The sequence below is a fragment of the Gluconobacter sphaericus genome, from assembly GCF_016757795.1.
Taxonomy (GTDB): domain Bacteria; phylum Pseudomonadota; class Alphaproteobacteria; order Acetobacterales; family Acetobacteraceae; genus Gluconobacter; species Gluconobacter sphaericus.
Genome location: NZ_CP068419.1, coordinates 523,089 through 549,163, shown reverse-complemented (window position 1 = coordinate 549,163; position 26,075 = coordinate 523,089). Strand labels below are relative to the sequence as shown.

29 protein-coding genes are annotated in these 26,075 nt (G+C 59.1%); 21 read left to right on the top strand and 8 right to left on the bottom strand.

Annotated elements, in window-relative coordinates; all coding sequences use genetic code 11:
* Positions 1-5: 5 nt before the first annotated feature.
* Both IGS75_RS02760 and IGS75_RS02755 read right to left on the bottom strand, forming a co-directional pair.
* Entirely contained in the window at positions 6-929 is a 924-nt protein-coding gene (locus IGS75_RS02760; protein WP_202257500.1) for an SDR family oxidoreductase, read from the bottom strand.
* A complete protein-coding gene (locus IGS75_RS02755; protein ID WP_141352651.1) occupies positions 926-2,332 on the bottom strand; it encodes a hypothetical protein in 1,407 nt (468 codons plus the stop codon). Before IGS75_RS02755 ends, IGS75_RS02760 begins: the two co-directional genes overlap by 4 nt.
* Before the next feature lie 328 nt (positions 2,333-2,660).
* Here IGS75_RS02755 and rplM point away from each other — a divergent pair, with 328 nt between their 5' ends.
* The 3 genes from rplM to IGS75_RS02740 all read left to right on the top strand — a co-directional run bounded on the left by rplM (position 2,661) and on the right by IGS75_RS02740 (position 4,957).
* A complete protein-coding gene (gene rplM / locus IGS75_RS02750; RefSeq protein ID WP_011252036.1) occupies positions 2,661-3,134 on the top strand; it encodes a 50S ribosomal protein L13 in 474 nt (157 codons plus the stop codon).
* Between the two features lie 10 nt (positions 3,135-3,144).
* Complete coding sequence (rpsI, locus tag IGS75_RS02745) at positions 3,145-3,636, top strand: 30S ribosomal protein S9 (RefSeq protein WP_062028979.1); 492 nt, start codon at positions 3,145-3,147, stop codon at positions 3,634-3,636.
* Between the two features lie 241 nt (positions 3,637-3,877).
* On the top strand, positions 3,878-4,957 hold the full coding sequence (locus IGS75_RS02740) for a branched-chain amino acid aminotransferase (RefSeq protein WP_202257499.1): 1,080 nt from the start codon (positions 3,878-3,880) through the stop codon (positions 4,955-4,957).
* Between the two features lie 35 nt (positions 4,958-4,992).
* Here IGS75_RS02740 and IGS75_RS02735 read toward each other — a convergent pair whose 3' ends face one another.
* Together IGS75_RS02735 and IGS75_RS02730 are read right to left on the bottom strand one after the other, a co-directional pair.
* Positions 4,993-5,589 carry a nucleotidyltransferase family protein gene (locus tag IGS75_RS02735; RefSeq protein ID WP_202257498.1) on the bottom strand — a complete coding sequence of 199 codons (597 nt, stop codon included), beginning with the start codon at positions 5,587-5,589 and terminating at the stop codon, positions 4,993-4,995.
* On the bottom strand, positions 5,586-6,557 hold the full coding sequence (locus IGS75_RS02730) for an XdhC family protein (protein WP_141352645.1): 972 nt from the start codon (positions 6,555-6,557) through the stop codon (positions 5,586-5,588). The genes IGS75_RS02735 and IGS75_RS02730 overlap by 4 nt, the downstream gene beginning before the upstream one ends.
* 169 nt (positions 6,558-6,726) lie before the next feature.
* Here IGS75_RS02730 and IGS75_RS02725 point away from each other — a divergent pair, with 169 nt between their 5' ends.
* The 7 genes from IGS75_RS02725 (at position 6,727) to IGS75_RS02695 (ending at position 11,726) form a co-directional block, all read left to right on the top strand.
* Positions 6,727-7,923: a molybdopterin molybdotransferase MoeA gene (locus IGS75_RS02725; protein WP_141352643.1), complete on the top strand. Its 1,197-nt coding sequence runs from the start codon at positions 6,727-6,729 to the stop codon at positions 7,921-7,923.
* Positions 7,913-8,947 (top strand): GTP 3',8-cyclase MoaA, encoded by a 1,035-nt coding sequence (gene moaA, locus IGS75_RS02720; protein ID WP_202257497.1) that lies wholly within the window; start codon positions 7,913-7,915, stop codon positions 8,945-8,947. Before IGS75_RS02725 ends, moaA begins: the two co-directional genes overlap by 11 nt.
* 45 nt (positions 8,948-8,992) lie before the next feature.
* Complete coding sequence (gene moaC, locus IGS75_RS02715; RefSeq protein WP_202257496.1) at positions 8,993-9,475, top strand: cyclic pyranopterin monophosphate synthase MoaC; 483 nt, start codon at positions 8,993-8,995, stop codon at positions 9,473-9,475.
* Positions 9,472-10,311 (top strand): NTP transferase domain-containing protein, encoded by an 840-nt coding sequence (locus IGS75_RS02710; RefSeq protein WP_202257495.1) that lies wholly within the window; start codon positions 9,472-9,474, stop codon positions 10,309-10,311. Before moaC ends, IGS75_RS02710 begins: the two co-directional genes overlap by 4 nt.
* Complete coding sequence (locus IGS75_RS02705; RefSeq protein ID WP_141352635.1) at positions 10,308-10,808, top strand: molybdenum cofactor biosynthesis protein MoaE; 501 nt, start codon at positions 10,308-10,310, stop codon at positions 10,806-10,808. Before IGS75_RS02710 ends, IGS75_RS02705 begins: the two co-directional genes overlap by 4 nt.
* 112 nt (positions 10,809-10,920) lie before the next feature.
* Positions 10,921-11,511, top strand: coding sequence for a hypothetical protein (locus tag IGS75_RS02700; RefSeq protein WP_228123839.1), 591 nt, complete (start codon positions 10,921-10,923; stop codon positions 11,509-11,511).
* Entirely contained in the window at positions 11,511-11,726 is a 216-nt protein-coding gene (locus IGS75_RS02695) for a hypothetical protein (RefSeq protein ID WP_141352631.1), read from the top strand. The genes IGS75_RS02700 and IGS75_RS02695 overlap by 1 nt, the downstream gene beginning before the upstream one ends.
* Positions 11,727-11,751: 25 nt before the next feature.
* On the opposite strand, the gene IGS75_RS02690 is transcribed toward IGS75_RS02695, so the two are convergent.
* Together IGS75_RS02690 and IGS75_RS02685 are read right to left on the bottom strand one after the other, a co-directional pair.
* Positions 11,752-11,880, bottom strand: a complete 129-nt coding sequence (locus IGS75_RS02690) for a TOBE domain-containing protein (protein WP_141352629.1) — start codon at positions 11,878-11,880, stop codon at positions 11,752-11,754.
* Between the two features lie 130 nt (positions 11,881-12,010).
* A complete protein-coding gene (locus IGS75_RS02685) occupies positions 12,011-13,150 on the bottom strand; it encodes a type III PLP-dependent enzyme (protein WP_202257494.1) in 1,140 nt (379 codons plus the stop codon).
* Between the two features lie 412 nt (positions 13,151-13,562).
* Here IGS75_RS02685 and IGS75_RS02680 point away from each other — a divergent pair, with 412 nt between their 5' ends.
* Positions 13,563-14,609 carry a YihY/virulence factor BrkB family protein gene (locus IGS75_RS02680; protein WP_141352625.1) on the top strand — a complete coding sequence of 349 codons (1,047 nt, stop codon included), beginning with the start codon at positions 13,563-13,565 and terminating at the stop codon, positions 14,607-14,609.
* 25 nt (positions 14,610-14,634) lie between these two features.
* On the opposite strand, the gene IGS75_RS02675 is transcribed toward IGS75_RS02680, so the two are convergent.
* Positions 14,635-15,279, bottom strand: a complete 645-nt coding sequence (locus IGS75_RS02675; RefSeq protein WP_202257493.1) for a septal ring lytic transglycosylase RlpA family protein — start codon at positions 15,277-15,279, stop codon at positions 14,635-14,637.
* Positions 15,280-15,432: 153 nt separating this feature from the next.
* Between IGS75_RS02675 and aroQ the strand changes: the two genes are divergently transcribed.
* The 4 genes from aroQ to IGS75_RS02655 are packed head-to-tail and all read left to right on the top strand — an operon-like array spanning position 15,433 to position 18,270.
* Positions 15,433-15,882 (top strand): type II 3-dehydroquinate dehydratase, encoded by a 450-nt coding sequence (aroQ, locus tag IGS75_RS02670; RefSeq protein ID WP_041112562.1) that lies wholly within the window; start codon positions 15,433-15,435, stop codon positions 15,880-15,882.
* Positions 15,879-16,334 (top strand): acetyl-CoA carboxylase biotin carboxyl carrier protein, encoded by a 456-nt coding sequence (locus IGS75_RS02665; protein ID WP_141352621.1) that lies wholly within the window; start codon positions 15,879-15,881, stop codon positions 16,332-16,334. Before aroQ ends, IGS75_RS02665 begins: the two co-directional genes overlap by 4 nt.
* Positions 16,334-17,686, top strand: a complete 1,353-nt coding sequence (accC, locus tag IGS75_RS02660; protein ID WP_141352619.1) for an acetyl-CoA carboxylase biotin carboxylase subunit — start codon at positions 16,334-16,336, stop codon at positions 17,684-17,686. Before IGS75_RS02665 ends, accC begins: the two co-directional genes overlap by 1 nt.
* Before the next feature lie 14 nt (positions 17,687-17,700).
* Positions 17,701-18,270 carry an NIPSNAP family protein gene (locus tag IGS75_RS02655; protein WP_202257492.1) on the top strand — a complete coding sequence of 190 codons (570 nt, stop codon included), beginning with the start codon at positions 17,701-17,703 and terminating at the stop codon, positions 18,268-18,270.
* An 85-nt stretch (positions 18,271-18,355) separates the two neighbouring features.
* On the opposite strand, the gene IGS75_RS02650 is transcribed toward IGS75_RS02655, so the two are convergent.
* Complete coding sequence (locus IGS75_RS02650) at positions 18,356-19,045, bottom strand: YfdX family protein (protein WP_141352615.1); 690 nt, start codon at positions 19,043-19,045, stop codon at positions 18,356-18,358.
* A 412-nt stretch (positions 19,046-19,457) separates the two neighbouring features.
* On the opposite strand from IGS75_RS02650, the gene edd reads away from it, so the two are divergent.
* From edd to IGS75_RS02620, 6 genes are all read left to right on the top strand, one after another.
* Positions 19,458-21,305, top strand: a complete 1,848-nt coding sequence (gene edd / locus IGS75_RS02645; RefSeq protein WP_202257491.1) for a phosphogluconate dehydratase — start codon at positions 19,458-19,460, stop codon at positions 21,303-21,305.
* A 12-nt stretch (positions 21,306-21,317) separates the two neighbouring features.
* Positions 21,318-21,941: a bifunctional 4-hydroxy-2-oxoglutarate aldolase/2-dehydro-3-deoxy-phosphogluconate aldolase gene (eda, locus tag IGS75_RS02640; RefSeq protein WP_141352611.1), complete on the top strand. Its 624-nt coding sequence runs from the start codon at positions 21,318-21,320 to the stop codon at positions 21,939-21,941.
* Positions 21,942-22,044: 103 nt separating this feature from the next.
* Positions 22,045-22,608 carry a metal-dependent hydrolase gene (locus tag IGS75_RS02635; RefSeq protein ID WP_202257490.1) on the top strand — a complete coding sequence of 188 codons (564 nt, stop codon included), beginning with the start codon at positions 22,045-22,047 and terminating at the stop codon, positions 22,606-22,608.
* A complete protein-coding gene (gene purH, locus IGS75_RS02630; RefSeq protein ID WP_141352607.1) occupies positions 22,605-24,182 on the top strand; it encodes a bifunctional phosphoribosylaminoimidazolecarboxamide formyltransferase/IMP cyclohydrolase in 1,578 nt (525 codons plus the stop codon). The genes IGS75_RS02635 and purH overlap by 4 nt, the downstream gene beginning before the upstream one ends.
* A 32-nt stretch (positions 24,183-24,214) precedes the next feature.
* The gene (locus IGS75_RS02625) at positions 24,215-24,529 is read left to right on the top strand and encodes a hypothetical protein (RefSeq protein WP_237468939.1); all 315 of its coding nucleotides are present in this window, start codon (positions 24,215-24,217) and stop codon (positions 24,527-24,529) included.
* 211 nt (positions 24,530-24,740) lie between these two features.
* Positions 24,741-26,069: a flagellar hook-length control protein FliK gene (locus tag IGS75_RS02620; RefSeq protein WP_141352603.1), complete on the top strand. Its 1,329-nt coding sequence runs from the start codon at positions 24,741-24,743 to the stop codon at positions 26,067-26,069.
* Positions 26,070-26,075 lie beyond the last annotated feature (6 nt).

The window sequence follows — 26,075 nt, the reverse complement described above, 5'->3', positions numbered from 1 at the left end:
GCGGATCAGGGCTCCTGCTTCTGGTGCATTCTGCTGCCGAACAGATGGTGTAGCCCGTTGGCCAGCGGAACGGGGATGACGCCCAGACGCTGTTCCATCGGACCGATATCGAAATTTTTGTCTTCCAGAAGGCGGCGGATTTCTTCCGGCGCGATCTGCGGCAGTCTGCGGATATGCCGGGTTAGATGAGACAGTGCCATGAGCGTCCATCCTGGCAGGGAGACGATGGGACGGCCGCCAAGCTCCGCGAAATACAGCACCATGCGCACGAATGTTCGGTAAGCCATCGCTGTCGGACCGGCAATCACGATGCTCTCCGGCCCCGTGACGTTTCCGTTCTGGATCAGATGTATGGCCGAGACCAGGCAGCGCGTGACGTCGCGCTGGTCGATGGGCTGCACGAGGGCGCGGCCACCGCCGGGAAGCGGGATGATGGGCAGGCGCTCCAGAAGCTTTGCCAGCCGCTGTACATTGTCTTCGCCCTGGGCGCCATAAATCATGGTCGGATGAAGGATGATCGAGGGGCGACCGTCGGCCTTGAGGGCCGCTTCGCCCGCGAGAACACCCCGTCCGTGATCGTCGGGCCAGTGCGTGAATTTGCGTGTGCTGCCCAGTGCTACGATAGGGGCTTTCGTAGCAGCCAGAATGGCGGGCAAGTGGCGTGCATGGGCAGTGTTGATGATAACCGCCGCATCTTCGAACGCCAGAGTCAGCGTGGCGCTGTCCGTAAGGTCTGCGATTCGTACGGCCTGACAGGCTTCGGCGATGTCGGGCGGGAGGTTGCCCTGGCTGCGTACGACGGCAATGATCTTCTGGCCTTCAGCCAGAAGGACCCGGCAGAGCGCGGCCCCTGAGCGCCCGCTGGCGCCGATGATGCAGATCGGACCTTTTGCGGGTGATGGGGGGCCTGGGATGTTTCCGGTCGTCATCGCGCGGAAGCTTTCAGGTCGGGAGAAGCGAGAAATGTCAGCATTGAAGCCGGGGAAGAAAAGGCGTCATTGAGGACCCGAAGGGAGACGGGCGTTTCGGAAGTATAGGTTACCGTTAGGGTGCGGCCAGCTGGATTGGCGATATAATCCGGGATCGCACTCAGCGCCGGATTGACGGAAAGGGCTGTTTGTAGGACCTGCGCAGCCTGCTGGCGGAGCAGGTCCGCCGTCATGCCATTCCCGGCCTGCCGGGCGGAGAGGACGAAACCGGTATCAAGAAGCTTGTCGCCCTTCAGCGACAAGGTCACGTTCTGCAGGGCCGTTGACTGGAGCATCTGCTGCGGTGAAGAATGGCCTTGCGCAAAATCCGTCTGAACGGTTCGGGCACTGGCCGTCAGAGTCATGAAACCCGGAACCGTAAGGAATGCGTCGGTTTGGGACGTGTGATCGTCCAGATTCGAGACCTGAACAGAATGGGCGGTCGAGCCGGCGCCGTTGATCGGGAAGGGCAGCTTCTCGTTGCTTTGGAAATGAAAGCCCTTCAGGTCCTGCGTCATGGTCGCGGTCTGGTTTTCCAGCGTTCCCGTTCCGTGTAGTTCATCGAGCTGGATTGTGCCTGATGTCATGCTCAGTCTGAAATTGCGGGCCGCAAAACTCTCGGGTGGGGGCATGTGCGGCGGTAGGGGATGGTGGTCCCACAGGGCTGCAACCTGGGCGGCGAGATCCTTCTGCTTCAGGTCCAGCCGCTCCAGGCTGGCCTGTCCGCTGACAAGCTGTGGCCCCTGACCAGGGGCGTGAATGGTCCGTTCGTATGCGATGGTCGACCCTACGGCGCGGAGCGTCGTGACGAGGGCGGGGCCGTAGTTGTCCAGCGTGAGACGAGCAGAGAACAGGCTGTGCACATTGATCGGGCCGGGTGAGGGCGACGGGACAAGGTTCTGGACCGAAAGCTGTTCGATCTGTCCGTGTGCCAAGGCAATATGTGCCGGATCGATTCGGGAATGGCCTTCCGCTGCGGGTCGGGAAGGGGGCAGAACCAGCTGGCGCAGGCTGAGCGTGCTGCCATGGATGATCTGTGTCGGCGTCTGAAGGAATGGTTCGCGGACTTCGACGGAGTGGATGGAGAGGCCACCATCCGGCGTCGGGCGGGGATGGCCCAGCCGCATCCGAGAGGCGCGCAAGGTGAGTGAGCCATCCCGCAGGGTGATGTCGGTCAGGGTTGCGCCCAGCGAGAGAATGGCCGGGTGCGCACTTCCATAAGTAAACGTCGTTCCGGGAGGGAGCGCGGCGCGGAAGCTTGAAAGGCCACGGACCAGCTGCATGTGGGCTTCGTGGTGAACGCCGGCCATGCCGATCACGGCCGTTACCGAAATCAGGCTCGCCGTGAGCCAGGGTCTTTTCACGTTGATGTTCCTGTCTGAAACGGCCCCGTATAGGCGTCGGGCGCGAACGGTCTGTGTTGGGGCAGGATACCATTGTCGCGACATGGGGCAATGCAGACGTCGTTTTTGTTGCGGTAATGGGATACCATATAGCTGAGAATGGCGGAAAACTCCTGCGAATCCCATAATTCAATGTGTGAACGGGGCTTGACGCGCGCCTCGGAGACGGCAATAAGGCCCCACCTGATCCGCTTTGTCGGTAGAAGAGAGTGCTTTCGGGCACGTTTTTTACTGCAAGCGCCATCCACGGTGCGGCCTGAGGGTCGTGCCCCAAGCTGGAATGTCACTAATGAAGACCACACGTTCGCTGAAGCCAGCGGAGGTGACGAAGAACTGGGTGCTGATCGACGCCGAAGGGCTCGTTCTCGGCCGTCTCGCCACCATCATCGCCACCCGTCTGCGCGGAAAGCACAAGCCGCAGTTCACCCCGCACGTTGATTGCGGCGACAACATCGTCGTCATCAACGCCGAGAAGGTTGTGCTGACGGGTAACAAGGTTGGCCAGAAGCTGTTCCACTACCACACGGGTCACCCGGGCGGTATCAAGGAGCGCACCATTACGCAGCGTCTCACGGGCAAGAACCCGGGTGAAGTTGTTGAAAAGGCCGTCGAGCGCATGATCACCCGTGGTCCTCTGCAGCGCGCCCAGATGAAGCACCTGTATGTCTATGCCGGTTCCGAGCACCCGCATGACGGCCAGAAGCCCGTCAAGCTGGACGTTGCTGCGATGAACCGCAAAAACACCGTAACCCACGAGTCGTAAGGCCTGTATCATGTCCGAGACCCAAGAGCGCACCGGCACGCTGCAGGACCTTGCGAGCGTTGCTCCTGCCGTTACCTCCAACGCTGCCCCGGTTCACGAAGTCAAGCGTGATGCCCAGGGCCGTTCTTACGCAACCGGTCGTCGTAAGGACGCCGTGGCCCGCGTGTGGATCAAGCCTGGCAAGGGTGACATCATCGTCAACGGCCGTCCGGTCACGACGTATTTTGCCCGTCCGGTTCTGCGTATGCTCCTCACGCAGCCGTTCCTGATTTCCGATCGCTACAACCAGTTTGACGTGTACTGCACGGTCGCTGGTGGTGGTCTGTCCGGTCAGGCTGGTGCCGTCCGTCACGGTATCTCCCGTGCACTGACGTATTACGAGCCGAGCCTGCGCGGCATTCTGAAGGCTGCTGGCTTCCTGACGCGTGACAGTCGTATCGTCGAGCGTAAGAAGTACGGCCGTGCGAAGGCACGTCGTTCCTTCCAATTCTCGAAGCGCTGATTTTCTCAGCCTTTCCGAACGACGAAAAACCCGGTCAGAAATGGCCGGGTTTTTTTGTGGCTGATTTCGGAAGATATGAGTCCGATTTTGAATAAAAAACTGAAAATTACCATCGAATAGAATTTAAATTTCAATAAATAAATTTAAAACGAAACAAACTTTCCATATCGCCACCGCGATGTAGGTATGGCAGAGTGCAGGCGCTGTTTTTGAGACCAGAATCTTCGGAAGATATTTTCCTATGACGTCCTTCATCATTGAAAAGACCGAAACCCCGACTGACCCTATCAAGCGGACCGAACTGCTCGCCAACCCGGCTTTCGGGCGTATTTTTACCGATCACATGGCCATCATCCGCTATTCCGCGGACAAGGGCTGGCATGATGCGAAAATCACACCGCGCCGCCCTCTGAGCATCGATCCGGCCTCGACAGTCCTGCATTATGGGCAGGAGATCTTCGAGGGCATGAAGGCCTATCGCGAAAAGGACGGCCATGTCGCTACCTTCCGCCCCGAGGCCAATGCAGCGCGTTTTGCCGAATCTGCTCGCCGCATGGGCATGGCTGAACTGCCAGAAGACCTGTTCGTGCAGGCCGTTGATGAACTGGTGCGTGTGGATCAGGACTGGGTGCCATCGGGAGAGGGGCAGAGCCTCTATCTGCGTCCGTTCATGATTTCCAATGAAGTCTTCCTCGGGGTGAAGCCGGCGAACGAATATCTGTTCATTGTCATCGCCTGTCCGGTCGGAGCCTATTTCGGTTCCGGTTGTGTATCCGTGTGGGTGTCCGAAAACTATACGCGGGCTGCGATCGGCGGTACGGGTGAAGCCAAGTGTGGCGGCAACTATGCCGGCAGCCTGATCGCCCAGGCCGAAGCCAAGGAAAAGGGCTGCGATCAGGTCCTGTTCCTTGATGCGCGTGAGCGTCGCTTCGTCGAGGAAATGGGCGGCATGAACGTGATGTTCGTCCGTAAAGACGGCAAGATTGTCACTCCGCCGCTGGGTGGCACTATCCTGCGGGGCATTACCCGAAACAGCCTCATCCAGCTTGCGGCCGATCAGGGGATCGAGGTGCTGGAAGAGCCGATCGATATCGACGAGCTTTTTTCGGGGGCAGCTTCAGGCAAGTACACGGAAGCCTTTGCCTGCGGTACGGCGGCGGTTCTTTCTCCGATCGGAAAATTCGTGCGTCCGACGGGCGAAGCCGTGTTTGGTGACGGCAAGACGCCCGGCCCGGTCTCGCAGCAGCTCAAGAAGACCCTGACGGATGTGCAAGGTGGCCGGACGAACGACGTCCATGGCTGGATCCACCGCATTTCCTGATACCTGTCAGCCGGGTTCGTGAAGAACTCGGCTTTTCAGTCCCGATCGATCCAGCCGGCATGAAGCGCAGCATCCAGCTGTTCCGGCGTGTCTATATCGAAGCCGAGTTCAGGTGCGCAGACGCAGATCGGTGCAGTTTGCGTGTTCTTCCAGAGTTGTCGCAGGCCGGTATCGCCTTGCAGATCCTGAATATGCTGTTGTGTTGTTGGGCTCAGCAGCACCGGAATGCCCTGTCCGTCTTCGCCATAAGACATGATGACATCTTTCCCGCCGGCGTCCTGTTCCAGCAGACTATGAAGATGCTGTTCGGTCAGGCGGGGCTGATCCGTGCCAGTGATCAGGAGCGGGAGGCTGCTCCCGGTGAGCGCTTGATAACCGCATCTGAGCGATGACGCCATGCCGGTCTGCCAGTCTTCATTCTGCACCAAAACGACATCAAGACCCGCAAGGGTTGGTTTTATCGTGGCTTCAGCGCCGCCAGTCACGACGACAAGGTGCTCTGGTCGTGTTGCGAGCAGAAGCTGGGCGACATGTCGTACCAGAGGGACGCCACCGATGTTCAGAATCTGTTTGGGGCGGCCGAGGCGGGTACTTCCTCCTGCGGCCAGAAGAAGGGCAGAATGACGTTTCATCGGGGACGGGTCGCGATCATCTGGGTCAGGATGGAGAGCGCGATTTCCATTGGGGTCCGGGCGCCGATCTCAAGTCCCGCCGGCAGGTGGAGCCGGTTGAATGCATTTTCCGGGACCCCGGCTGCCCTGAGGGCCTCAAGCCGGCCCGGAATCTTGCGCCGGCTTCCGAGGATGCTGACGCAGAATGCCTCGGATTTCAGGGCATGGGCCGTAAGCGTCAGGTCCGAAAGAGCGTCGTGCGTCAGGCTGTAGACGGCCGTCCATCGATCAAGAACGAGCGTGGAAAGGGCGGCATCCAGACTGCCGCGGATATAGTGTGCTGGCGAGAGGCCGGGCGGCAGTTCGGGAGGGCCGTAAGGCCGAAGCAGGATGGTCTCGAGTCCCATGAGACCGGACAGGCTCAGGAGCGCAAGCGTAATGGGATCCCCGCCAGAGAGGATCAGACGCAGGGGCGGCAGATACTGGCGAAAGAAGCGACCGGCCTCGTTTCCAGTGGGGTGTGTCTCGTCGCAGAACCGCATGTGGCCTGTGTCGAGATCGGTCAGGAGCGTGATCGGGCTGCGCTTCTCTCGGGTCGCCCGGAGAGCTGTGACATGAGCAGGAAGGTCTGGCACTGCTCGCACGAAAATTCCGATGCGGCCGCCGCAGGTGAGCTGGATGTCCAGAATTGGACTGCCCGCGCCATAATCCAGCATCCGTGGCTGTCCGTCTTTCAGGCACTCCAGCGCCTCTGCGCGCACGGCCGCTTCCACGCAGCCGCCGGATACATAGCCCTGAACCTCTCCGTCCTCGCAGATCGCCATTTCGCTTCCCAGCGGACGCGGGGAGGAGCCAGTGATGCTGACCAGCGTTGCCAAGGCGGCGCGTTTCCCTTCGGCGGACCAGCGTTCCAATGTGGGAAACAGGTCGTCTGTCAGGCCATAAAGTGGCCACTGGGGAAGGGGAGAAAACTGTGCCGCGGCCGTCATGGAGGGGTCCTGATGCTCTTTGGTGGCATAAGGGTAACGCTAAAGTCGATTATGACATACCCTTTCACCTTCAGACTGTTGATCCGTAGACCATGAGGTCTATATCGGCAGAGAATACATCGTCGGCATTTTAGCCAGCTGAATAGACACGGCAGTGACCGGAGCGGAAATGAGTGAACTCCTGAGCGTTACACGGGCCATGGAGCTTGTGCTGGATTATGCCGGCAGCGTCGGGACCGAAGCGGTTGATCTGACGATGGCAGCCGGGCGTATCCTCCAGCAGACAATCCGCGCCGAACGCGCCCAGCCGCCTTATGACCGTGTAATGATGGACGGCATTGCCTTCCGCCACGGTAGTGGTCCAACGTTGGTGTCGCACGGAATCCAGCGGGCCGGTGCGCCCGGTCAGATATTGCCGGAGGGGCATGTCTGCCTCGAAGTTATGACAGGGGCTGTGCTGCCTGAAGGTGCGGACACAGTCGTTCCGGTCGAACGTCTAGTTCGTGAAGGCCGACTGATCTGCTTTCAAGAGGGATACGAGCCGTGCAAGGGCCAGTTCGTCCATCGGCGGGGTTCCGACTGTACGACGGGAACGGAGCTTCTAGCCCCTGGGTGCCGTTTGGATGGCCCCGCGCTTGCGGTTCTGGCGGGAAATGGCCATGCGCAGGTCAGCGTATCGCGGATTCCGTCTATCGGGATTGTGGCAACGGGCGACGAACTTGTGGATGTCAGCGCCCCTGTGCGGGACTGGGAAATCCGGCGTTCCAACGAATATGCTCTGACGGGTGCTCTGCTATCACGCGGGTTCAACTGCATCGAGCGGTCCGTTGTGCCCGATGATCTCGCGGAGACAGTCGTGGCCCTGCGCGAACAGCTCTCGCGTCATGACGTCCTGATCCTGAGTGGCGGTGTGTCGATGGGGGCATTTGATCATGTCCCCAAAGCACTGTCGAAAATCGGGGTGGAGCGGGTCTTTCACAAGGTGGCGCAGCGTCCGGGCAAGCCGCTTTGGTTCGGCGTCGGCCCTGAAGGACAGCGCGTGTTCGGTCTGCCGGGAAATCCGGTGTCCGCCACGACCTGTGGCGTGCGGTATGTCATGCCCATGCTTCTGGCGGGGCAGGGGCTATGTCGTCCCGAGCCTTACATGGTCATGCTCGATGCGGAAGTTGATCTTATCCCGACGCTCACCCGTTTCCTGCCAGTAAAGATCCGTCACGACGCGGCAGGTCAGGCACTGGCAACGCCATGCCCGATGCCGACCTCCGGGGATTTCAGCTTCCTCGCCTCTACGGACGGATTTGTAGAACTGCCGTTCGGCGAAGGTGTGGCGTCACGCGGAACAGCTGCGATGTTTCATGGCTGGTAACCCGACGCCTGCTCTGACTGATCGCTTCAGCCGTCCGCTGCATGATCTGCGGATTTCCGTCATGGACCGCTGCAATTTCCGCTGCCCCTACTGTATGCCGGAAGCGACTTATCACGAGCATTTCCGCTTTCTGGAACCGAAAGAGCGCCTGAGCTTCGATGAGATTGAGCGTGTGGCACGGGTGGCGGTCTCGCTCGGTGTTCGCAAGCTGCGCCTGACGGGTGGGGAACCGCTGTTGCGTCCGAAGCTGCCGGAACTCATAGCGCGTCTGGCGTCCATTGAAGGCGTGGAAGACATTGCCCTGACTACGAATGGAGTTCTGCTGGAGCGACATGTCCGGGATCTTAAAGAGGCCGGGCTGAACCGCGTGACGGTCAGCCTAGACAGTCTCGATCCGGCGGTCTTTGCGCGAATGAGCGGAGGCCGGGCGCAGCTTGAGCCGGTTCTGGATGCGATCGACAGCGCCGCACAGGCCGGATTTTCCGGAGGTGTGAAGCTCAATACCGTCGTCCAGCGTGGTCTGAACGATGCAGGTGTCGAGGCTCTGGCCGAACGCTTCCGGTATAGCGGCGTTGTGCTGCGGTTCATCGAATATATGGATGTCGGGACGCGCAACCACTGGGAGCGCGCCGAAGTGGTGCCGTCGCGTGAACTGCGTGAGCGCATTGACGTTCGCTGGCCGCTTGAGCCCGTGGATGCGCATTATCGGGGGGAAGTGGCCCAGCGGTATCGCTATTGCGACGGGGCTGGGGAAGTCGGCTTCATTTCCTCTGTGACTGCACCGTTTTGCGGAGACTGCTCTCGTGCGCGTTTGTCATCGGAAGGGCAGCTTTATACCTGCCTGTTTGCCGCGGAAGGGACTGATCTCCGCACGCTTCTGCGCAGCAATGCGGAAGACGCAGCCCTGCGGGATCTACTGGCCGGGGTGTGGCGCCAGAGGACGGACAGGTATAGTGAAGAGCGGGCCGCCTTTTCGGATGCGCCCGCACGACGCCGCATCGAGATGAACTATATCGGTGGCTAAAATCGGTGGCCAGAATTCGGTGACCAGACCGGGAGATCGAAGACGATGAAGACGCTCACTCATGTCAATGAGCGCGGCGAAGACCCGCGCATGGTCGATATCAGTGGCAAGGATGTGACCGAACGCAGTGCTCATGCCCAGGCGCGTCTGGTTTTCCCATCTGAGATGGCGCGGACCTTGTCGGATGCCGGGTTCATGACCGCCAAGGGGGCGGTGCTGACGGTGGCACAGATTGCGGGCGTCATGGGTGTGAAATCGACGTCGCAGCTCATTCCGTTGTGTCATCCACTGTCGCTCAGTGGTTGTCGGGTGGACATTACGGTCGAAGGCGATGAAGCGGTGATCGACTGCCGGGTCTCGTGCAAGGGGCGAACGGGTGTAGAAATGGAAGCGCTGACCGGGGCCTCTGTAGCAGCGCTCACGATCTACGACATGTGCAAGGCCATGTCCCATGACATGGTCATCCGCGAGGTCCGGTTGATGGGCAAAGCCGGCGGCAAGCGCGACTTTCAGCGGATTGAATCATGACACCACTTTACGGCCTGATTCTTGCGGGCGGTGCCAGCAAACGCATGGGAACGGACAAGGCCGCACTCGACTATCACGGCAAGCCACAGCTTCAGGTGGCGTTTGAAGTTCTGACGCCTGTGGTGGAGCGGTGTTTTGTTTCAGTGAGACCGGGTCAGACGTCCGATCCGCTGCGGTCCAGCTTTTCGCAGATCGTTGATACGGTGGATGCTGATGGACCGGCGGCGGGGCTGTTGTCGGCGCATCGGGCTTATCCGGATGTGGCCTGGCTGGTTTTGGCCTGCGACCTGCCGATGCTGGATCGCGGTACGCTCGACACCCTGATCACCGCTCGGAACGGGGAGCATGTCGCCGTCTCCTACCGCAGCGAACATGACGGTCTGCCCGAACCGCTCTGCGCCATCTGGGAGCCAGAAGCGCTTGATCTTCTGGAGCAGCAGGTCGCGAGTGGGCGCATCTGTCCGCGTAAGCTGCTGATCAACAGCCCGACGAAGCTGCTGGAGCCGCATAAGCGTGGCGCACTCGATAACATCAACACGCCGGAAGAACGCGAAGATGCGACCCGGCGCCTGAAGGATCTGCCGGGAGGGCCGATGATTCGCCTGACACTGGAATATTTCGCACAGCTCCGGGAGCTGGCTGGAACACGGGAGCAATCGCTCGAAACAGCATTCGCGACCGTGGGACCCCTTTACGAGGAACTGCGTGAAAAATACGCCTTTCCGTTCGAGGCCTCGACACTTCGTGTGGCGATCAACGGTGATTTCGCTCCTTGGACGCAGGTTTTGAAGGACGGGGACCATATTGTGTTTATCCCGCCGGTGACGGGCGGATGAGCCGCTTTCGCATGGCGTCCGCGCCCGTGGATCTGAGCATGTTACGTGAGGATCTGCATCTGGCCGAGGCAGGTGGGTTCTGCACCTTTGAAGGCTGGGTCCGTAACAGGAACGAAGGTCGTCCGGTCGATGGTCTGGAATACGAATCCTATGAGGCGCTGGCCCAGCTTGAAGGGGAACGGATCGTAGCCGAGGCGCTGGAGCGTTTTGAGATCAGCCAGGCCGTGGCTATGCATCGGACGGGTAGCCTGAAGGTCGGGGATGTTGCCGTCTGGATCGGGGTCTCGGCACCGCACCGGGATGCCGCGTTCCGGGCCTGTCGCTACATTATCGACGAGATCAAACATCGGGTACCTGTCTGGAAGAAAGAGCATTATCTGGATGGCGATGCCGAATGGGTGGCGTGCCATCACTGCCAGACTGCTCCCCGCGCGTCGGAGGCCGGGGCGCATGACCACGAGCACGATCATGGAAGTTGCGGCCACCATCATCACTGATTGAGCGTTTCCGCAGGGTCGTATCTTTATGCCTTGCAGAGCGTTTTTAAGTTGTAATTGCAAATCATTCTCAATTAGGATGACTCCGGTTCTGCTGATTCGGAGTTTTTCCATGACACGGCTGTCGCTTTCTCTATCCGACCTCTGCTGCTGTGAACGCCTCGCGCTGTGGAGTATCCGCTGCCTCATCAGCCATTACCGTTTGCCAAGCTGCCCCGAGACGAAAACGACCGACGGTCTGTTTCCCGCCTGTTTCCGTTCGGCCCTGGATGCCGCGGAAGGAGCCTTTGCGGACGCCACCCATCTTCTGGAGGTCGCGGATCAGCCGCGGCTTGCGGTGAATGCACCGGGCATGCAGTCTCTGACCGCGCTGGAGGAACGCTTCCTGCGCGGGATCATCGCTGCCCAGAACGAGGGGCAGCGCGAAGTTTTCGTGCTTCTGGCTGAAATTTTTCCGGACAGGTTTGTCCAGGGTTGCCTGGCCACGGCGCTGACCCTGCTGGCGGATTGTCTTGCGGGAGCGGGGCACTGGCTGCCCAAAAAACTGCTGAAAGACGAGACCACGATTTCGGGGGGAGGGGCGCTGTCTTCGATCAACCGCTGGCGGTCGGTCAGTCCGTCTCGGATGCGGGTTCTGTGGCCACAGGATAGCGGGCCTTTACATGCTGGTATGTCGCATGACGCCAGCCGGGTGATGCACTGATGATGTCGCTGAGCGGACGCCCCACCCGGAACGGGGCAGAACCGCAGCGTCCAAGGCTTGAGGAGCTGGAACACATGACGGTCTGTTTGCTATTGCTGGCTGTCGGAGTGGTCGGGTTCTGCTGGCTAGCCTGCGTGAACCTCGAAATTTCTGCAGATGATCTGTTGTCTGCGCTGGGATATCAATCCGGGCTGGAAGCATCTTTCAGGAGCTGAGGCTCCTGAAACGTTTCCTGAACATTCAATCTACGCCGATCATGACGCTTGTGATGAGCGTGCTGTTGACATCGATGGTGATGTGGGACGTCGTCGCGCCCCTGAGAATGTTTGTGATCCGGCCCTTGAGCTGGTTGCGTGCGCTGGGTTTCATGAAAAACCCTTCCCTTGGAGGACAGACAGGAATATCTGTCTGTCCCATATCGGCAGGCTTCATGCCTGCGTCTAGAGAGACAGACAAAGGGAACATGCTCCGGACCTCGGCTGGTCCGGAGGGGCTGTTTTCAGATGTAGTATTCGGTCAACGGCGGGAAGCCGTTGAAGCCGATGGAGCAGTAGGTCGAGACATACGCGCCCGTGGCGAGGATCTCGACGCGGTCCCCACACTCCAGAGAGTCTGGCAGAGGGATGCGGTTCTTCTCGTACATGATGTCCACGCCGTCACAGCTTGGGCCGGCGACTACGCAGGGGGAGCGGCTGGTGTCGTCGGAATCGCGGGATGTGCGGAAAATGTAGCGGATGGCTTCACCTTCAGTTTCGGCCAGGCCACCGAAGCGCCCGATATCAAGATAGACCCAGCGCGGATCGGTCACGGCACCGCCGCGACGGCTGACGAGGATGACCTCGCTCGACACTATGCCGGACTGTCCGACCATGTAGCGGCCTGGCTCGAGCAGGATTTCAGGCGCACCGTCCGGGAAATGCGTCTTGAGGGACGCATGAATCGTGTCGGCGAAATCCTGAACGGAGGGTACGTTCTCGCAGTAATGCGTCGGAAAACCACCACCCAGATTGAGCATCTGAAGGTCTACGCCCTGCGCTCGCAGGTCATGGTACAGGGCGGCAGCTTTGGCGATCGCATGATCATAAGCGGCAACGCCCGTCTGTTGGCTCCCGACATGGAAGGACAGGCCGTAAGGCTTCAGGCCCAGTTCACGGGCGCGCAGCATCAGCGTGCGAGCGTTACTCAGCGTGGTGCCGAACTTGCGCGACAGGGGCCAGTCCGCGCCTTCGTTCTCGACAGCCAGGCGGCAGAAAACGCGCGCGCCAGGAGCATGCTTGGAAAGCTTCTCCAGTTCTTCGATGCTGTCGAAAACGAACAGGCTGATGCCCAGATCATGCGCTTCGCGGATCCATTCGGCTTTCTTCAGTGTGTTGCCGTAGGAAATCCTGTCCGGGGTTGCGCCGGCATTCAGACACATCCTGATTTCCGCAGGGGATGCGACGTCGAAGGACGAGCCCAGGGCAACGAGGCGGTCAAGGATGGCCGGGGCCGGGTTGGCCTTGATGGCGTAATAGATTTTTGCTTCCGGGAGCGCATCGTGCAGGGCACGGTAATGCGCCCCGACGACGTCGAGATCGACGACGAGGCAAGGGGTTGCCGGCTGTTGCTCGGCAAGGAAGCGGGTGATTTTGGGAGTCATGACACTCAATTCCCAGAACCGGACTCGTCAGGGAACGATATCGCCCTGCGAGTATGTTGCGAAACGGTCGAACGGACCGGCGAATAGCGGGAATCCGTAAAGGGTGGATTCCTGAAGGCCAGAACGCTTGACGTCGTTGCGTAACCTCGAGTGGGCCAGTGGCACGTGCGTTGCTGCGTGAGGGCGGGATATGAGACCAAATCGCCTGTCACGCAACCGATAATTTTGCATTGTGATGGTTTTGCCAATATTGGTGAATTGAATCAGGGCGAATTCGGAACGCTGAAGGCATCTTCCGCGTCTGTACTGGCTCATGTCGTTCAATATGGACGTTCGTTACGGACAGTCCGGTAAATAGCGGCAAAGATGCCAAGACTGCTGCCCTAACAGGAAACTGCCGAGGACACCCTGCGTGAGCTTGACACCCGAATCTGCGCCTCTCTCCGGCTCCCGAACCGGGTCGGAACATGCCGTACCTTCGGAATCCGGACCCGAATCTGCTGTAGCAGGCACGACTGATTCGGATGCCGCATCGTCTCCGGACCGGCTACATCATGCGGCCTGGCGCGTCATCGCGAAGCATCTGTTTGCTGAAGTGGGCTCAAGCCAGACATCGCTGTCGGCTGCGGGATGCGCCTTTTACGCCACGCTCTCCCTTTTTCCGGCCATTTCCAGCCTGATTTCCCTATATGGTCTGGCGTTTGACCTGCAGACAGTTGAGCCGCAGCTCGAAGTCCTCCGCGATCTCCTGCCGCCCTCAGCTTACACTCTGATCGGGGATCGGATTCACGAACTGATTTCCCAGCCTCATTCGTCGCTAACGATCGGGCTGATCTTCTCGCTCGCAGTCGCCCTGTGGTCGGCTTCGGCAAGCACGAAGTCGGTCCTTTCCGCGCTCAACATGGCTTATAATGCGCAGGAAACCAGGAGCTTCCTGAAGTTCCAGGCCATCGCACTATCCACTACGTTGACGGCCATTCTGGGGGCTGCGCTGACACTGGCCCTGATGGTGGCTGCACCGGCACTGGTGGATTACCTGCCGCGTCATGTCAGTTTCCTGAGCGATCCGCCATTTCCGGTTGATCTGCTGCTCTCTTACGGCGCGCCGATGGTCGTGCACACGCTTGCACCGCTGTTGATGCTGCTGTTTGTTTTTATCGCCGTGACGCTGCTCTACCGCTTTGCCCCCTGCCGCGTGCATACACAGTGGCGCTGGATTTTTCCGGGTTCGGCACTCGCGACCATCCTGTGGGTCATCACGTCGCTGGGTTTCTCATGGTATGTCGCGCATTTCGCGAGCTACGGCGCAACCTACGGGCCACTTGGTGCCGTGGCTGCCATCATGATGTGGCTTTTCGTGAGCGCGTATGTGGTGCTGTTCGGGGCGGAGTTGAATGCCAGCCTCGAAGCCCGGGCCGGTCAGAGTCAGGAAGTGCCTCCTCAGCCCGGAGCTGCCTGACAGTAAGGTCAGGCAGCCGTAAAGATCAGTGGTGGTGCGGCGTACGGTGTGTGTCGCTGCCCTGTGAGACGGGGGCGATGCTGGTTCCCGCCGCCTGAATGGCCTGTGCGCTCGTGTCCGACGGATCGGCCTCGGCTACTTCCGGCTCCGTGGCGGGATGCAGGGGCGGCGCAATATCCGTCATCTTCGCAATTGTGACATGGGCCGTGCCTGCGCCGAGCATGCCGATCTTTGCAGCAGCGGCATGGGACAGGTCAATGATGCGGCTGTTGAAAGGCCCACGGTCATTGACCGTCACTACGACGGAGCGTCCCGTATCCTGCGATGTCACGAGAAGCTTCGTGCCGAGAGGCAGGGAAGGGTGCGCTGCTGTCAGATCGTTGGTGTTGAATGTCGTCCCGCTGGCCGTGCGTCGTCCATGAAAATGCCGTCCATACCAGCTCGCCATGCCATGCTGGGACCAGACGTGAGCGGCCTGGTGGGCACGGTTTGCAAGTGCGGCCCGAACGGAGTCTGCCCAGCTCGTCTTCGGCGTTCCAACCACGGCAGAATCGTCGCTCGCGTGAGCAGCGTGATGACTGGCCAGCCCGGCAAGCGCCACGGCGAACGTCATGCTGCGCAGGGGAATACAACGTGAGGGATTGCGAAGGACAGACAGATCAAAGCGCACTATATCAGGTTCTTCTCCAGTGGACGGGGCGGGCTCAGATCGCACCAGATAGCACAAAAATGCGGCCCTGTCCCTTTTTGGATACCCTGAAGACGGCAGCAATAGGGCAATGACGCTTTCATGACAGCTCCGAAAGTGCTATCGCGCGGCCAGATGAAACGCCCTCTGATCACCGTTCTCAACGGTCCGAATCTCAATATGCTGGGTCTTCGACAGCCCGGAATCTATGGTCACGCCACGCTCGATGATGTCGAGCAGGTGTGCATTCAGGCTGCCGAACGGCTTGATGTCGCCATTGATTTCCGCCAGACGAACGGAGAGGGTGAGCTTGTGTCCTGGGTTCAGGAATGTCGCGGCCGTGCAGACGGAATCGTGATCAATCCCGCAGCTTATGGACACACCTCGATTGCCCTGCTCGACGCGCTTCTGGCCGTCGAGCTGCCAGTGGTCGAGGTTCATATTTCCAATATTCATCGCAGGGAGCCGTTCCGTCATCACACTTACGTCTCGCAGGCCGCCATCGGCGTGATCTGTGGCCTCGGCGTCAGGGGATATGCGCACGCGCTTCAGGCAATAACCGACATGATCGAAGACGAAGGATGAGCCGTATGCTCGTGGACAAGGATGCCATCCGGGCATTGGCCGATATTCTGACACAGACCGGCCTGACCGAAATCGAGATTTCCGAAGCGGACAGCCGTATCCGCGTGGCCCGCAACGTCAATGTGGTTCAGGCTGCTGCTCCGGTTCAGGCCGCTGCGGCACCCGCTGCCCCGGCTGTTGTCGCCGCTGTTGCGGCTCCGGCTGATCCGGCCAAGCACCCGGGTATGGTGCCGAGCCCAATGGTTGGTGTTGCCTATCTGACACCCGATCCGGCCTCTCCGCCGTTCGCCGTCGAAGGCCAGACGGTGACTGCGGGTCAGACGATCATGCTCATCGAAGCCATGAAGACCTTCAACCAGATCAAGGCCCCCCGTGCCGGTACGCTGACGAAGTTCCTTGTTGAATCCGGTCAGCCGGTCGAGTTCGGCGAAGCTCTGGCGATCATCGAGTAATGATTTCCAAGGTCCTCATTGCCAACCGGGGTGAGATCGCGCTGCGGATCCAGCGCGCCTGCCGCGAGATGGGCATCAAAACCGTTGCCGTGCATTCGACGGCAGACGCCGATGCGATGCATGTGCGCCTTGCGGACGAAGCCGTCTGCATCGGTCCGCCGAGTGCGCGCGATTCCTATCTGAATGTTGCCGCCATCCTTTCGGCTGCGATGATCACGGGAGCAGACGCCATTCATCCCGGCTATGGCTTTCTGTCGGAAAATGCCGAATTTGCTGAGACCGTAGAAGAACACGGTCTTGTCTTCATCGGTCCGACCGCCGAGCATATCCGCACGATGGGCGACAAGATTGCCGCCAAGACGACCATGCGCGCGCTCGGCGTGCCGCTGGTGCCGGGGTCCGATGGCGGTCTGGCGGACTTGCAGGCCGCGCGTGAAGTTGCGGACAAGGTCGGCTATCCGGTCCTCATCAAGGCTGCTGCCGGTGGTGGCGGACGTGGGATGAAGGTCGCGATGACGGCGGACGACATCGAGGAAGCCTGGTCGGTCGCCCGTGCCGAAGCCCGTGCCGCTTTCGGCAATGACGAGGTCTATCTCGAAAAGTATCTCAACCGTCCGCGTCATATCGAGCTTCAGATTCTTGGCGATGCGCATGGCAATGTCGTGCATTTCGGAGAGCGTGACTGTTCGCTCCAGCGCCGTCACCAGAAACTGCTGGAAGAAGCCGGTTCACCGGCCCTGACTGACGCCGAACGTGAGGAAATTGGCCGCACAGCGACCGAGGCCCTTTCGCGCATGGGCTATCGCAATGCGGGCACGCTGGAGTTCCTGTATCAGGACGGCCAGTTCTGCTTCATCGAGATGAACACGCGTCTTCAGGTCGAGCATCCGGTGACGGAGATGGTCTGCAACGTGGATCTCGTGCGTGAGCAGATCCGGATCGCCTCTGGTGAGCCGCTTGGGTACACGCAGTCGGACATCAAGATGTCCGGTCATGCGATCGAGTGCCGCATCAATGCGGAAGACCCGGAAACCTTCATGCCGAGCCCCGGTACGATCAAGGTGTTTCATGCTCCGGGTGGATTGGGCGTTCGTATGGACAGCGCGATTTACGCTGGTTATCGCATCCCGCCTTACTACGACAGCATGATCGCCAAACTGATCGTGCATGCCCCCACGCGCGCTGAAGCCATTGCCCGTATGCAGCGGGCCCTGGATGAATGCGTGGTTGACGGTGTGAAGACGGTTATTCCGCTGCACCAGAAGATTCTGGCGGACCCGTCTTTTCAGAAGGGGGATTATACGATCCACTGGCTGGAAAATTTTGTCGCTGCCCAGCAGGCAGGGAAATAAACCGGAGACAGCCCATGAGCTACGCAGAAACCATCGTTCTCGATGTCCGCATCGGACAGATGCCGCAGGTGGTTTCTGCCCTCACGGGGCGTGACGGGCTCGCCGTTTGGGTGAGTGAGATCGGTGTCCTGAACCGAGTTGTTCTTTTCCGAACAGCAGATACCTATAATGCTCTTCTGGAAGGGCGTCCGGATGTGCTTGCAGCTATTCCGGAAGAGTCTGTCCAGAATGTTGCGGTGACAAGCTGGCGCATTATTTCCCCGCTGCTTCCGGCCGGGGAGCACGGCAGCCTCTATGAATGGCGCTGTTACGATCTGAAGCTCGGACAGGTCGGAAACGTGGAAGAGGCTTTTGCCGCTGCGGTTCCGCTCCGTCTGGAGCTGTCTCCGCTGCTTTGCGGGATGATCTCGATTGAGGGAACGCCTCGGCTGGCGCATATCTGGCCGTATGCGGACATGAATGCCCGTCTGGAAATCCGGGCGCAGGCCGTGGCCACGGGTGTATGGCCGCCGAAAATCGGTAGTGGGCTGGTTAACATGGAAAATACGATTCTGCTTCCGGCAGAGGGCTCCGCTTGGAGTTGAGGCATATTGAAGAGCCAGCGCAAAAAAAGCGCTGCAGGTCTGGCCTGCAGCGCTTTTTTTTGTCTGAGGGCTGGGCCCTTGAAGATTACTTAGTGGCAGCTGCCGGAGCCGCGGTGGCCGGGGCCTGTGATTCGACAGCGCTTTCGGAGACGAAGATCACCGAATCCAGAGCCTGAGTCAGCGCATCAACAGCGTCCTGCGGATGATGGCCTTCTGTGAACACGGTCGCACGGTAGACTGCGCCTTGGACCGGCGTGATAGGAGCAAGCGCCAGAATGAAGTCTGCATCTTCGCCGACAACCTTCATGGTTTCAGCGGCCTGATCCGTGTTGCCGGATTTCAGCTGCGCATTGGCCGAGGCAATAGCCGTCTTCTTTTCGGGAGCAAGAGTTTCATTCACGATGAACTCACCGCCAACTGGAAGCCAGTCGGTTTGTCCCACAACAGGCTGATGGTTTGTTGCCACGGGGTGTTGCGGGGCGGGGTGCAGATCGCTTTCGGCGGCCTGAAACTTCTTGTCAGCCTTTTCAGCAGCGGCGAGGCGCTTCTGGGCATCATAAAGTGCCGGAATGGCCGCCTCGGTCTTGCCGCCTGTCTGCAGGATGTCACGGGCGTTCATGATGTCCTGAAAGGCGCGCTGACCATCAGCGGAAAGGTGATGAAAAGCCCGGTGTGCCTTGAACTGCTCCCAATGTGAGTGAAGTGAAGCGGCGCCGGCCAGGGGTGTTGCGCAGAGAAGGGTTGAAATCGCAGCCATGGCGGGAATGAATTTCATGATATCGTCTCCGTGAATATTCGCTTCTGACTCTTATGGGTATTTCATGGGGACAGATCGGGCAAATTACCGATCATTTAGTGACAGTAGGTCTTTCCAGTTTTTTTTGTCGACGCTTCTAGTTTTGTACGTCAATTTCTGTGCGAGGCTGAAGGAGATTTCTGAAAACCGGAATTAACACATCTCATTCGCATTGTTGCTGTGGTGATGTTATTTTTGGAACTAAGATGCCATATGGAATGATTCCTTGAAATAAAAATGAGAATATTAAGGTTTTCATTTGCGGATGGCTTGCTCTGGGGAAGGGCTTTCCGTATGTACGATGGCTCAATCACGATACCGTGCTTTGCGCCGGAAAGTCGGCCTTTCCTGAACGCATTGCAAGCATCAGCCGAGTAGCGAGTATTTCCAGATGTCTCTGAATTCCGTCGTCGAGAGCGTGACTGCCCGTATCATCGAGCGTTCGAAAGTCTCCCGTCGTCGGTATCTCGCCCTGATGGAGCGCAATTGTGCCAAAGGTGTGCTACGGCCCAAGCTAGCCTGCGGGAATCTGGCTCATGCCATCGCAGCATCAAGCTCCGATAAGCCGGAACTGATGCGTCCCACCGGCACCAATATCGGCATAATTACGACCTATAATGATATGCTCTCGGCACATCAGCCTTATGGTCGTTATCCTGAGCAGATCAAGCTGTTTGCCCGCGAAGTCGGCGCGACGGCCCAGGTTGCAGGCGGCGCGCCGGCCATGTGTGACGGCGTGACGCAGGGGCAAGAGGGGATGGAGCTGTCCCTGTTCTCCCGTGACGTGATTGCCATGTCCACGGCGGTCGGTCTGAGCCATGGTATGTTCGAAAGTGTGGCGCTGCTCGGGATCTGCGACAAGATCGTACCGGGGCTTTTGATGGGCGCCCTGCGCTTTGGCCATCTGCCAACCATGCTGATCCCGGCTGGTCCGATGCCGTCCGGCCTTCCGAACAAAGAAAAGCAGCGCATCCGCCAGCTCTATGTTCAGGGCAAGGTCGGACAGGCTGAACTGATGGAAGCGGAAAACGCCTCCTATCACAGCGCGGGAACCTGCACGTTCTATGGAACGGCCAATACGAACCAGATGATGGTCGAAATCATGGGTCTGATGATGCCGGATTCGGCGTTCATCAACCCCAATACAAAGCTGCGTCAGGCTATGACCCGCTCGGGGATTCATCGCCTCGCGGAAATCGGTCTGAACGGCGAGGATGTCCGTCCGCTCGCCCATTGCGTGGATGAAAGGGCTATCGTGAACGCGGCCGTTGGGCTGTTGGCGACGGGTGGTTCCACCAACCATTCGATCCATCTTCCGGCTATTGCCCGGGCCGCTGGTATTCTGATCGACTGGGAAGACATCAGCCGTCTGTCGTCCGCGGTGCCGCTGATTACCCGTGTTTATCCGAGCGGTTCCGAGGACGTGAACGCGTTCAACCGCGTGGGTGGTATGCCGACCGTGATTGCTGAACTGATGCGCGCCGGCATGTTGCACAAGGACATCCTGACGGTCTCGCGTGGTGGTTTCTCTGATTATGCCCGTCGCGCCTCGCTTGAAGGCGACGAGCTTGTTTACAGCCACGCAAAGCCGTCCACGGACACCGATATCCTGCGTGATGTGGCTACGCCTTTCCGTCCAGATGGCGGTATGCGCTTGATGACTGGTAACCTAGGGCGCGCGATTTACAAGAGCAGCGCTATTGCGCCCGAACATCTGACTGTTGAAGCGCCGGCACGGGTTTTCCAGGACCAGCAAGACGTCATCACGGCCTATCAGAACGGTGAACTGGAGCGCGATGTTGTTGTGGTCGTCCGGTTCCAGGGGCCAGAAGCCAATGGTATGCCGGAGCTTCACAAGCTGACCCCGGCGCTGGGTGTTCTTCAGGATCGCGGATTTAAGGTTGCTCTGCTGACGGATGGACGCATGTCCGGCGCGAGCGGCAAGGTGCCAGCAGCCATTCACGTTGGCCCCGAAGCGCAGGTTGGGGGGCCGATCGCCCGTGTGCGAGACGGCGACATGATCCGTGTCTGCGCCGCAATGGGGCAGATCGAGGCTCTGGTGGATGCCGCCGAGTGGGAGAGCCGCAAGCCGGTTTCTCCGCCGCTCCCGGCGTTGGGAACGGGCCGCGAACTGTTCGCGCTGATGCGTTCGGTGCATGATCCGGCCGAGGCCGGCGGATCCGCGATGCTGGCTCAGATGGATCGCGTGACCGAAGCCGTTGGCAATGACATTCACTAAGGAAGAGTTTTGATGATCGATACTGCCAAACTCGACGCCGTCATGAACCGCTGTCCGGTCATGCCGGTGCTGGTGGTCAATGACGTGGCGCAGGCCCGCCCTATGGCCGAAGCACTGGTGGCCGGTGGACTGTCCACGCTAGAAGTTACACTGCGGACCCCCTGCGCCCTTGAAGTCATTGAAGAAATGTCGAAAGTACCGGGCGCACTGGTAGGTGCCGGTACGGTGTTGAATCCGTCCGATATGGACCGTGCCGTTAAGGCGGGTGCACGCTTCATCGTCAGCCCCGGTCTGACCGAGGCGCTGGCAAAGGCGTCGGTCGAGCATGATGTCCCGTTCCTGCCGGGTGTGGCGAATGCGGGCGACATCATGCGTGGTCTGGATCTGGGTCTGTCGCGTTTCAAGTTCTTCCCAGCCGTGACGAATGGCGGCATTCCTGCGCTCAAGAGTTTGGCCAGTGTTTTCGGTAGCAATATCCGCTTCTGTCCTACGGGCGGCATTACGGAAGAGAGCGCACCGGACTGGTTGGCGCTGCCGTCCGTAGCTTGTGTCGGTGGGTCCTGGGTGACGGCCGGCACATTCGATGCGGACAAGGTCCGTCAGCGCGCCACGGCTGCGGCACTCTTCACGGTCTGATTTTCGAAGTGTTTTGCGGATGCCGTCAGAATGTTGCGGCGTCCGTGAACGTTTTGTGAACAAAAGGTTTGCGGGGCACGTCGAAGCAGACCATATAGGGCGCGTGACCGGACGTTCCCATCTGCTGATTGGCGGCTTTGCCGTGCTGTGCGCAATGCGCTGGCACATCTTGTCGCCTGAACCGCTCTCCGTCTGTACGGGACTGCTTGGCAGTCTTTTGCCAGACATCGATACCGAACGCTCCATGCTCGGTAGTCGACTGAAATTCCTCTCCCGTTTTCTGGCAAAGGCCTTTGGTCATCGTGGTCTCACGCATTCAGGGGTGATGTTGCTTTTGGCCGCGGCCGTGCTGAAAGGTTTGATGGGCCCCGAAAGCCTGCGTGGCCCTTGGGGGGCGCTTCTGCTGGGGGCAGGGACGCATATCGCGGCTGACCTTCCGACAGGCGGGTGTCAGCTCTTCGCGCCTCTCAGCCGTTCGCGCCTCTCGCTCTGGCCTTATGTCCGGACTGGCGGGATCGGAGAAATCATGCTTCTTGTGCCCATTCTCTGCCTTCTGGGTTGGGCAGGAGTTTCCGGTAATGGCTCTGTTCCGGGTCATGTTCCTCCCTCTGCGCATCACGCTCGGTTGCGCAGACATGTTTTGAAGGATATTTCATTCTCATCATGACTGAGACCCGACTCCCCGTCCGTCGCGCCCTCCTCTCCGTTTCTGACAAAACGGGACTGATCGAACTGGGGCGTGCGCTCGCCGCCCACGGTGCGGAACTGCTTTCGACGGGAGGTTCTGCGAAGACCCTTCGTGAAGCGGGTCTGACAGTCAAAGATGTCTCGGAGCATACCGGTTTTCCTGAAATTTTGGACGGCCGGGTCAAGACCCTCGTCCCACAGGTGCATGGTGGCATCCTTGGACGCCGCGACCTACCGACACATATCGCGCAGATGGCGGAACATGGCATTGCGCCGATCGACCTAGTCTGTGTGAACCTCTATCCTTTTGCCGCAACCGTCGCGTCCGGGGCGGGGGACGAGGACTGTATCGAGAACATCGATATCGGCGGCCCGGCCATGATCCGCGCTGCTGCGAAGAACTTCGATCACGTCACGATCCTGACGGATTCGCGTCAGTATGCGGCTGTCGTCGCCTCACTGGAACAGGGCGGCACGCTTCTGACGGAGCGCCGCGATTACGCTGCTTCCGCCTATGCGCATACGGCTGCCTATGACAGCATGATTTCCCGCTGGTTCGCTAAACAGGCCGGTGAGATCCTGCCTCCCGTTCTGACGCTGAGCGGCACCCGCGATGATCTGCTGCGCTATGGCGAGAACCCGCATCAGAAAGCCGCCTTCTATCGTGACGGCAGTCAGCGTCCGGGCGTTGCAAGTGCGCGTCAGGTTCAGGGCAAGGCCCTGAGTTACAACAACATCAACGATACGGACGCTGCATTCGAAGCCGTAGCCGAGTTCGACGAACCGACGGTCGTGATCGTCAAGCATGCCAATCCGTGTGGCGTGGCTTCTGCTACCACTCTGGAACAGGCCTGGATCGCGGCTCTGCGTTGTGATCCTGTCTCGGCCTTCGGCGGCATCGTTGCAGTCAACCGGACGCTGAATGGTGCCACAGCTCAGAGGATCAGCAAGATCTTCACCGAAGTGATCGTGGCTCCGGATGCCGATGCGGAAGCGATCGAGGTCCTGTCGCGCAAGAAGAATCTGCGTCTGCTGCTGACGCAGGGCGTGCCGGATCCGGCTGCAGAAGGGCTGGCGTTCCGCTCCGTTGCGGGCGGTTTCTTGGCTCAGACCCGTGATGCGGGTCGTGTGACGGAAGCCGATCTGCAGGTCGTGACTAAACGCGCACCGACGGCTCAGGAAATGAAGGACCTGCTGTTTGCGTTCCGTGTCGCAAAACATGTGAAGTCAAACGCTGTCATCTATGTCCGCAACGGGGCAACGGTTGGTATTGGTGCCGGGCAGATGTCCCGAGTGGATAGCGCGCGTATTGCCGCGCGCAAGAGCGAGGACGCTGCGAACGAAGCGGGAGAAGGCGCACCTCTGACGACTGGTTCGGTTGCGGCTTCCGACGCCTTCTTCCCTTTCGCTGACGGTCTTGAGAGCGTTGTTGCGGCGGGCGCTGTGGCTGTCATTCAGCCAGGCGGCTCCATTCGTGATCAGGAGGTGATCGATGCGGCAGATGCTGCCGGGATCGCCATGGTATTCACTGGCATGAGGCATTTCCGACATTGAAAAAATTCGCTTTCGCTAGCTTTGTCCTGGCTATGTCCGTCTCCGCAGCCGAGGCAGCTCCCTGCGTCTATGACATGACGCCGCTGCCCGTCACGCAGGGGATTGTCTCCGGCATCGCGCCTACGGGCGTGAAATTGCGCGATGGAACCACGATCATTCTGCCAGAGGAATTTCTGGCAGGTGTCCGGTTGAACCGGAGACTGGCTGTCAGAGGTCTGGTCTCTACAACGACGCATACAGTGCAGGCGTTCGCTCTGGAAGGTAACCCTCCTGTATGCCCCAGCGCACCCACAATTCCGCGCGGACCTTTTGCAGGATCCCCTGCTTATGATGCGATTCATCCCTGAGTTCTAAGGTGTCCCCAGCTTCATGTTTCTGAAGGGATGAGCCGTTCAGTTCTGTAATTGCTGACATGTGCTCTAACGCGCTCGAGAAAGCCTGAAAAAAGCTTTTCTCGAGCGCGTATGCTTTTGGGGCTGTTAAACGCTTTCTTTACTGTTCCTGTGCCAACAGTTTCTCCGGGTTTCCCATTGTTAGCGGAACCGGAGGCACACAGTTTTGTCACATGTCACGACATCCGCAGTTGTAACGACAACGGGGGCAGGACGGCTCGAAACTCTGCCGCAAACCCAACTGGCATCGAATGAGCGTTTTCGCGATTTTCTGGCAAGCTATGTGCACCAAAAAACCTCTGCGCATGCAGATGATAGCCAGAGAACTTCAACAGGAAAGCCGCGCGTCATAAAGGCTGCGGTATCTCCTCCCGGGGAGAAGAGTCAAACCCAGCTTCAAAAAACCAGCTCTGAAATGGCTGCCGCCACGAAGCGCCACGAAGCAGCAAGCTCGCAGCCGTATTTTATTTCTGCAAAGCAGGTCAGTATAAGCGCTAAGAATACAGTATCGTCTTCTGCCGCTCAAAAGAGCGCCGTGGCAGATCATAAGGGACAGTCTCAAAAAAACGTTGGGGATGGACACCAGAAGACGTCTCAAGCGAATGTCCCGAAGAACAGTGACAAATATTCGGCTGCTGACAGGCAGAAGGCAGAAAAGCCTACCCTGATGCAGGGTGAGGGGGGTGACGCGGCTGATGGTCACTCAACGGAAACTGCATCCCCACAGGACAATATCCCTGTTGCCGGATCGAACGTCTCTGCTGCAGAAGATGCGGCGCCGAAAGACCATCCGTCATTAGCTGACACCACACAGTCAAATTCAGAAACGGGTGGGATCGAAGCATCCCCTCAAAAAGAGACCATCTTTTCAGCAGAGAAACAGGATATTGTGGAAGTAAAAGGAAGCATTGTCTCGAATGTGACGACTGCAGCACAGAGCGTTCCAGTATTTCAACTGGACTCTGTATCCGCGTTGAAAACCTCGACCGATTCAGCCGTCGAGGCGTCTCATGTCGCTCAGTCAGAGAATGCTTCAGAGACGGCGGACAATAATGAACAGCTCTCCCGTCATGACGAGCAGCAGCCTTTGCTCTATCAGAAGAACAGTAACGGGAGAACGACAACTCATATTGAAATGAATGTCGGTCACCACGAAAAAGTCCATGTGGAAATTGGTGAAACGATTGCCATGGAACAGCGGATTCACATCAATACCGACAATCCGAAAGTCTACCAGTCTCTCAAAGACGACCGCGATACATTGCTCGCAAGTCTGGCGCAGAGTTCCGTTTCCGTGACTGCCTCGCAGAGCATCATCCCTCCGGATATCCAGATCAGTCTTTCGCAACCCTCTTTTCTGGGCATGTCATCCCAGGATGAGCGGCAGGGAAGCAATAACAAGTCAGGAGGAGGCGCAAAGGAAACCTCATCTGCGACTGATACTCCAGCCCCTGAACGCCGGTTTCTGCGTGGCGTTGTCGATCTCACCGTCTAACATAGG

Bases quoted from the DNA above. Each gene is read 5' to 3' on its own strand.
- IGS75_RS02760 (WP_202257500.1), bottom strand. From the start codon at position 929: ATGACGACCGGAAACATCCCAGGCCCCCCATCACCCGCAAAAGGTCCG.
- rplM (WP_011252036.1), top strand. From the start codon at position 2,661: ATGAAGACCACACGTTCGCTGAAGCCAGCGGAGGTGACGAAGAACTGG.
- rpsI (WP_062028979.1), top strand. From the start codon at position 3,145: ATGTCCGAGACCCAAGAGCGCACCGGCACGCTGCAGGACCTTGCGAGC.
- IGS75_RS02740 (WP_202257499.1), top strand. From the start codon at position 3,878: ATGACGTCCTTCATCATTGAAAAGACCGAAACCCCGACTGACCCTATC.
- IGS75_RS02735 (WP_202257498.1), bottom strand. From the start codon at position 5,589: ATGAAACGTCATTCTGCCCTTCTTCTGGCCGCAGGAGGAAGTACCCGC.
- IGS75_RS02730 (WP_141352645.1), bottom strand. From the start codon at position 6,557: ATGACGGCCGCGGCACAGTTTTCTCCCCTTCCCCAGTGGCCACTTTAT.
- IGS75_RS02725 (WP_141352643.1), top strand. From the start codon at position 6,727: ATGAGTGAACTCCTGAGCGTTACACGGGCCATGGAGCTTGTGCTGGAT.
- moaA (WP_202257497.1), top strand. From the start codon at position 7,913: ATGGCTGGTAACCCGACGCCTGCTCTGACTGATCGCTTCAGCCGTCCG.
- moaC (WP_202257496.1), top strand. From the start codon at position 8,993: ATGAAGACGCTCACTCATGTCAATGAGCGCGGCGAAGACCCGCGCATG.
- IGS75_RS02710 (WP_202257495.1), top strand. From the start codon at position 9,472: ATGACACCACTTTACGGCCTGATTCTTGCGGGCGGTGCCAGCAAACGC.
- IGS75_RS02705 (WP_141352635.1), top strand. From the start codon at position 10,308: ATGAGCCGCTTTCGCATGGCGTCCGCGCCCGTGGATCTGAGCATGTTA.
- IGS75_RS02700 (WP_228123839.1), top strand. From the start codon at position 10,921: ATGACACGGCTGTCGCTTTCTCTATCCGACCTCTGCTGCTGTGAACGC.
- IGS75_RS02695 (WP_141352631.1), top strand. From the start codon at position 11,511: ATGATGTCGCTGAGCGGACGCCCCACCCGGAACGGGGCAGAACCGCAG.
- IGS75_RS02690 (WP_141352629.1), bottom strand. From the start codon at position 11,880: ATGAAACCCAGCGCACGCAACCAGCTCAAGGGCCGGATCACAAACATT.
- IGS75_RS02685 (WP_202257494.1), bottom strand. From the start codon at position 13,150: ATGACTCCCAAAATCACCCGCTTCCTTGCCGAGCAACAGCCGGCAACC.
- aroQ (WP_041112562.1), top strand. From the start codon at position 15,433: ATGAAACGCCCTCTGATCACCGTTCTCAACGGTCCGAATCTCAATATG.
- IGS75_RS02665 (WP_141352621.1), top strand. From the start codon at position 15,879: ATGAGCCGTATGCTCGTGGACAAGGATGCCATCCGGGCATTGGCCGAT.
- accC (WP_141352619.1), top strand. From the start codon at position 16,334: ATGATTTCCAAGGTCCTCATTGCCAACCGGGGTGAGATCGCGCTGCGG.
- IGS75_RS02655 (WP_202257492.1), top strand. From the start codon at position 17,701: ATGAGCTACGCAGAAACCATCGTTCTCGATGTCCGCATCGGACAGATG.
- IGS75_RS02650 (WP_141352615.1), bottom strand. From the start codon at position 19,045: ATGAAATTCATTCCCGCCATGGCTGCGATTTCAACCCTTCTCTGCGCA.
- edd (WP_202257491.1), top strand. From the start codon at position 19,458: ATGTCTCTGAATTCCGTCGTCGAGAGCGTGACTGCCCGTATCATCGAG.
- eda (WP_141352611.1), top strand. From the start codon at position 21,318: ATGATCGATACTGCCAAACTCGACGCCGTCATGAACCGCTGTCCGGTC.
- purH (WP_141352607.1), top strand. From the start codon at position 22,605: ATGACTGAGACCCGACTCCCCGTCCGTCGCGCCCTCCTCTCCGTTTCT.
- IGS75_RS02625 (WP_237468939.1), top strand. From the start codon at position 24,215: ATGTCCGTCTCCGCAGCCGAGGCAGCTCCCTGCGTCTATGACATGACG.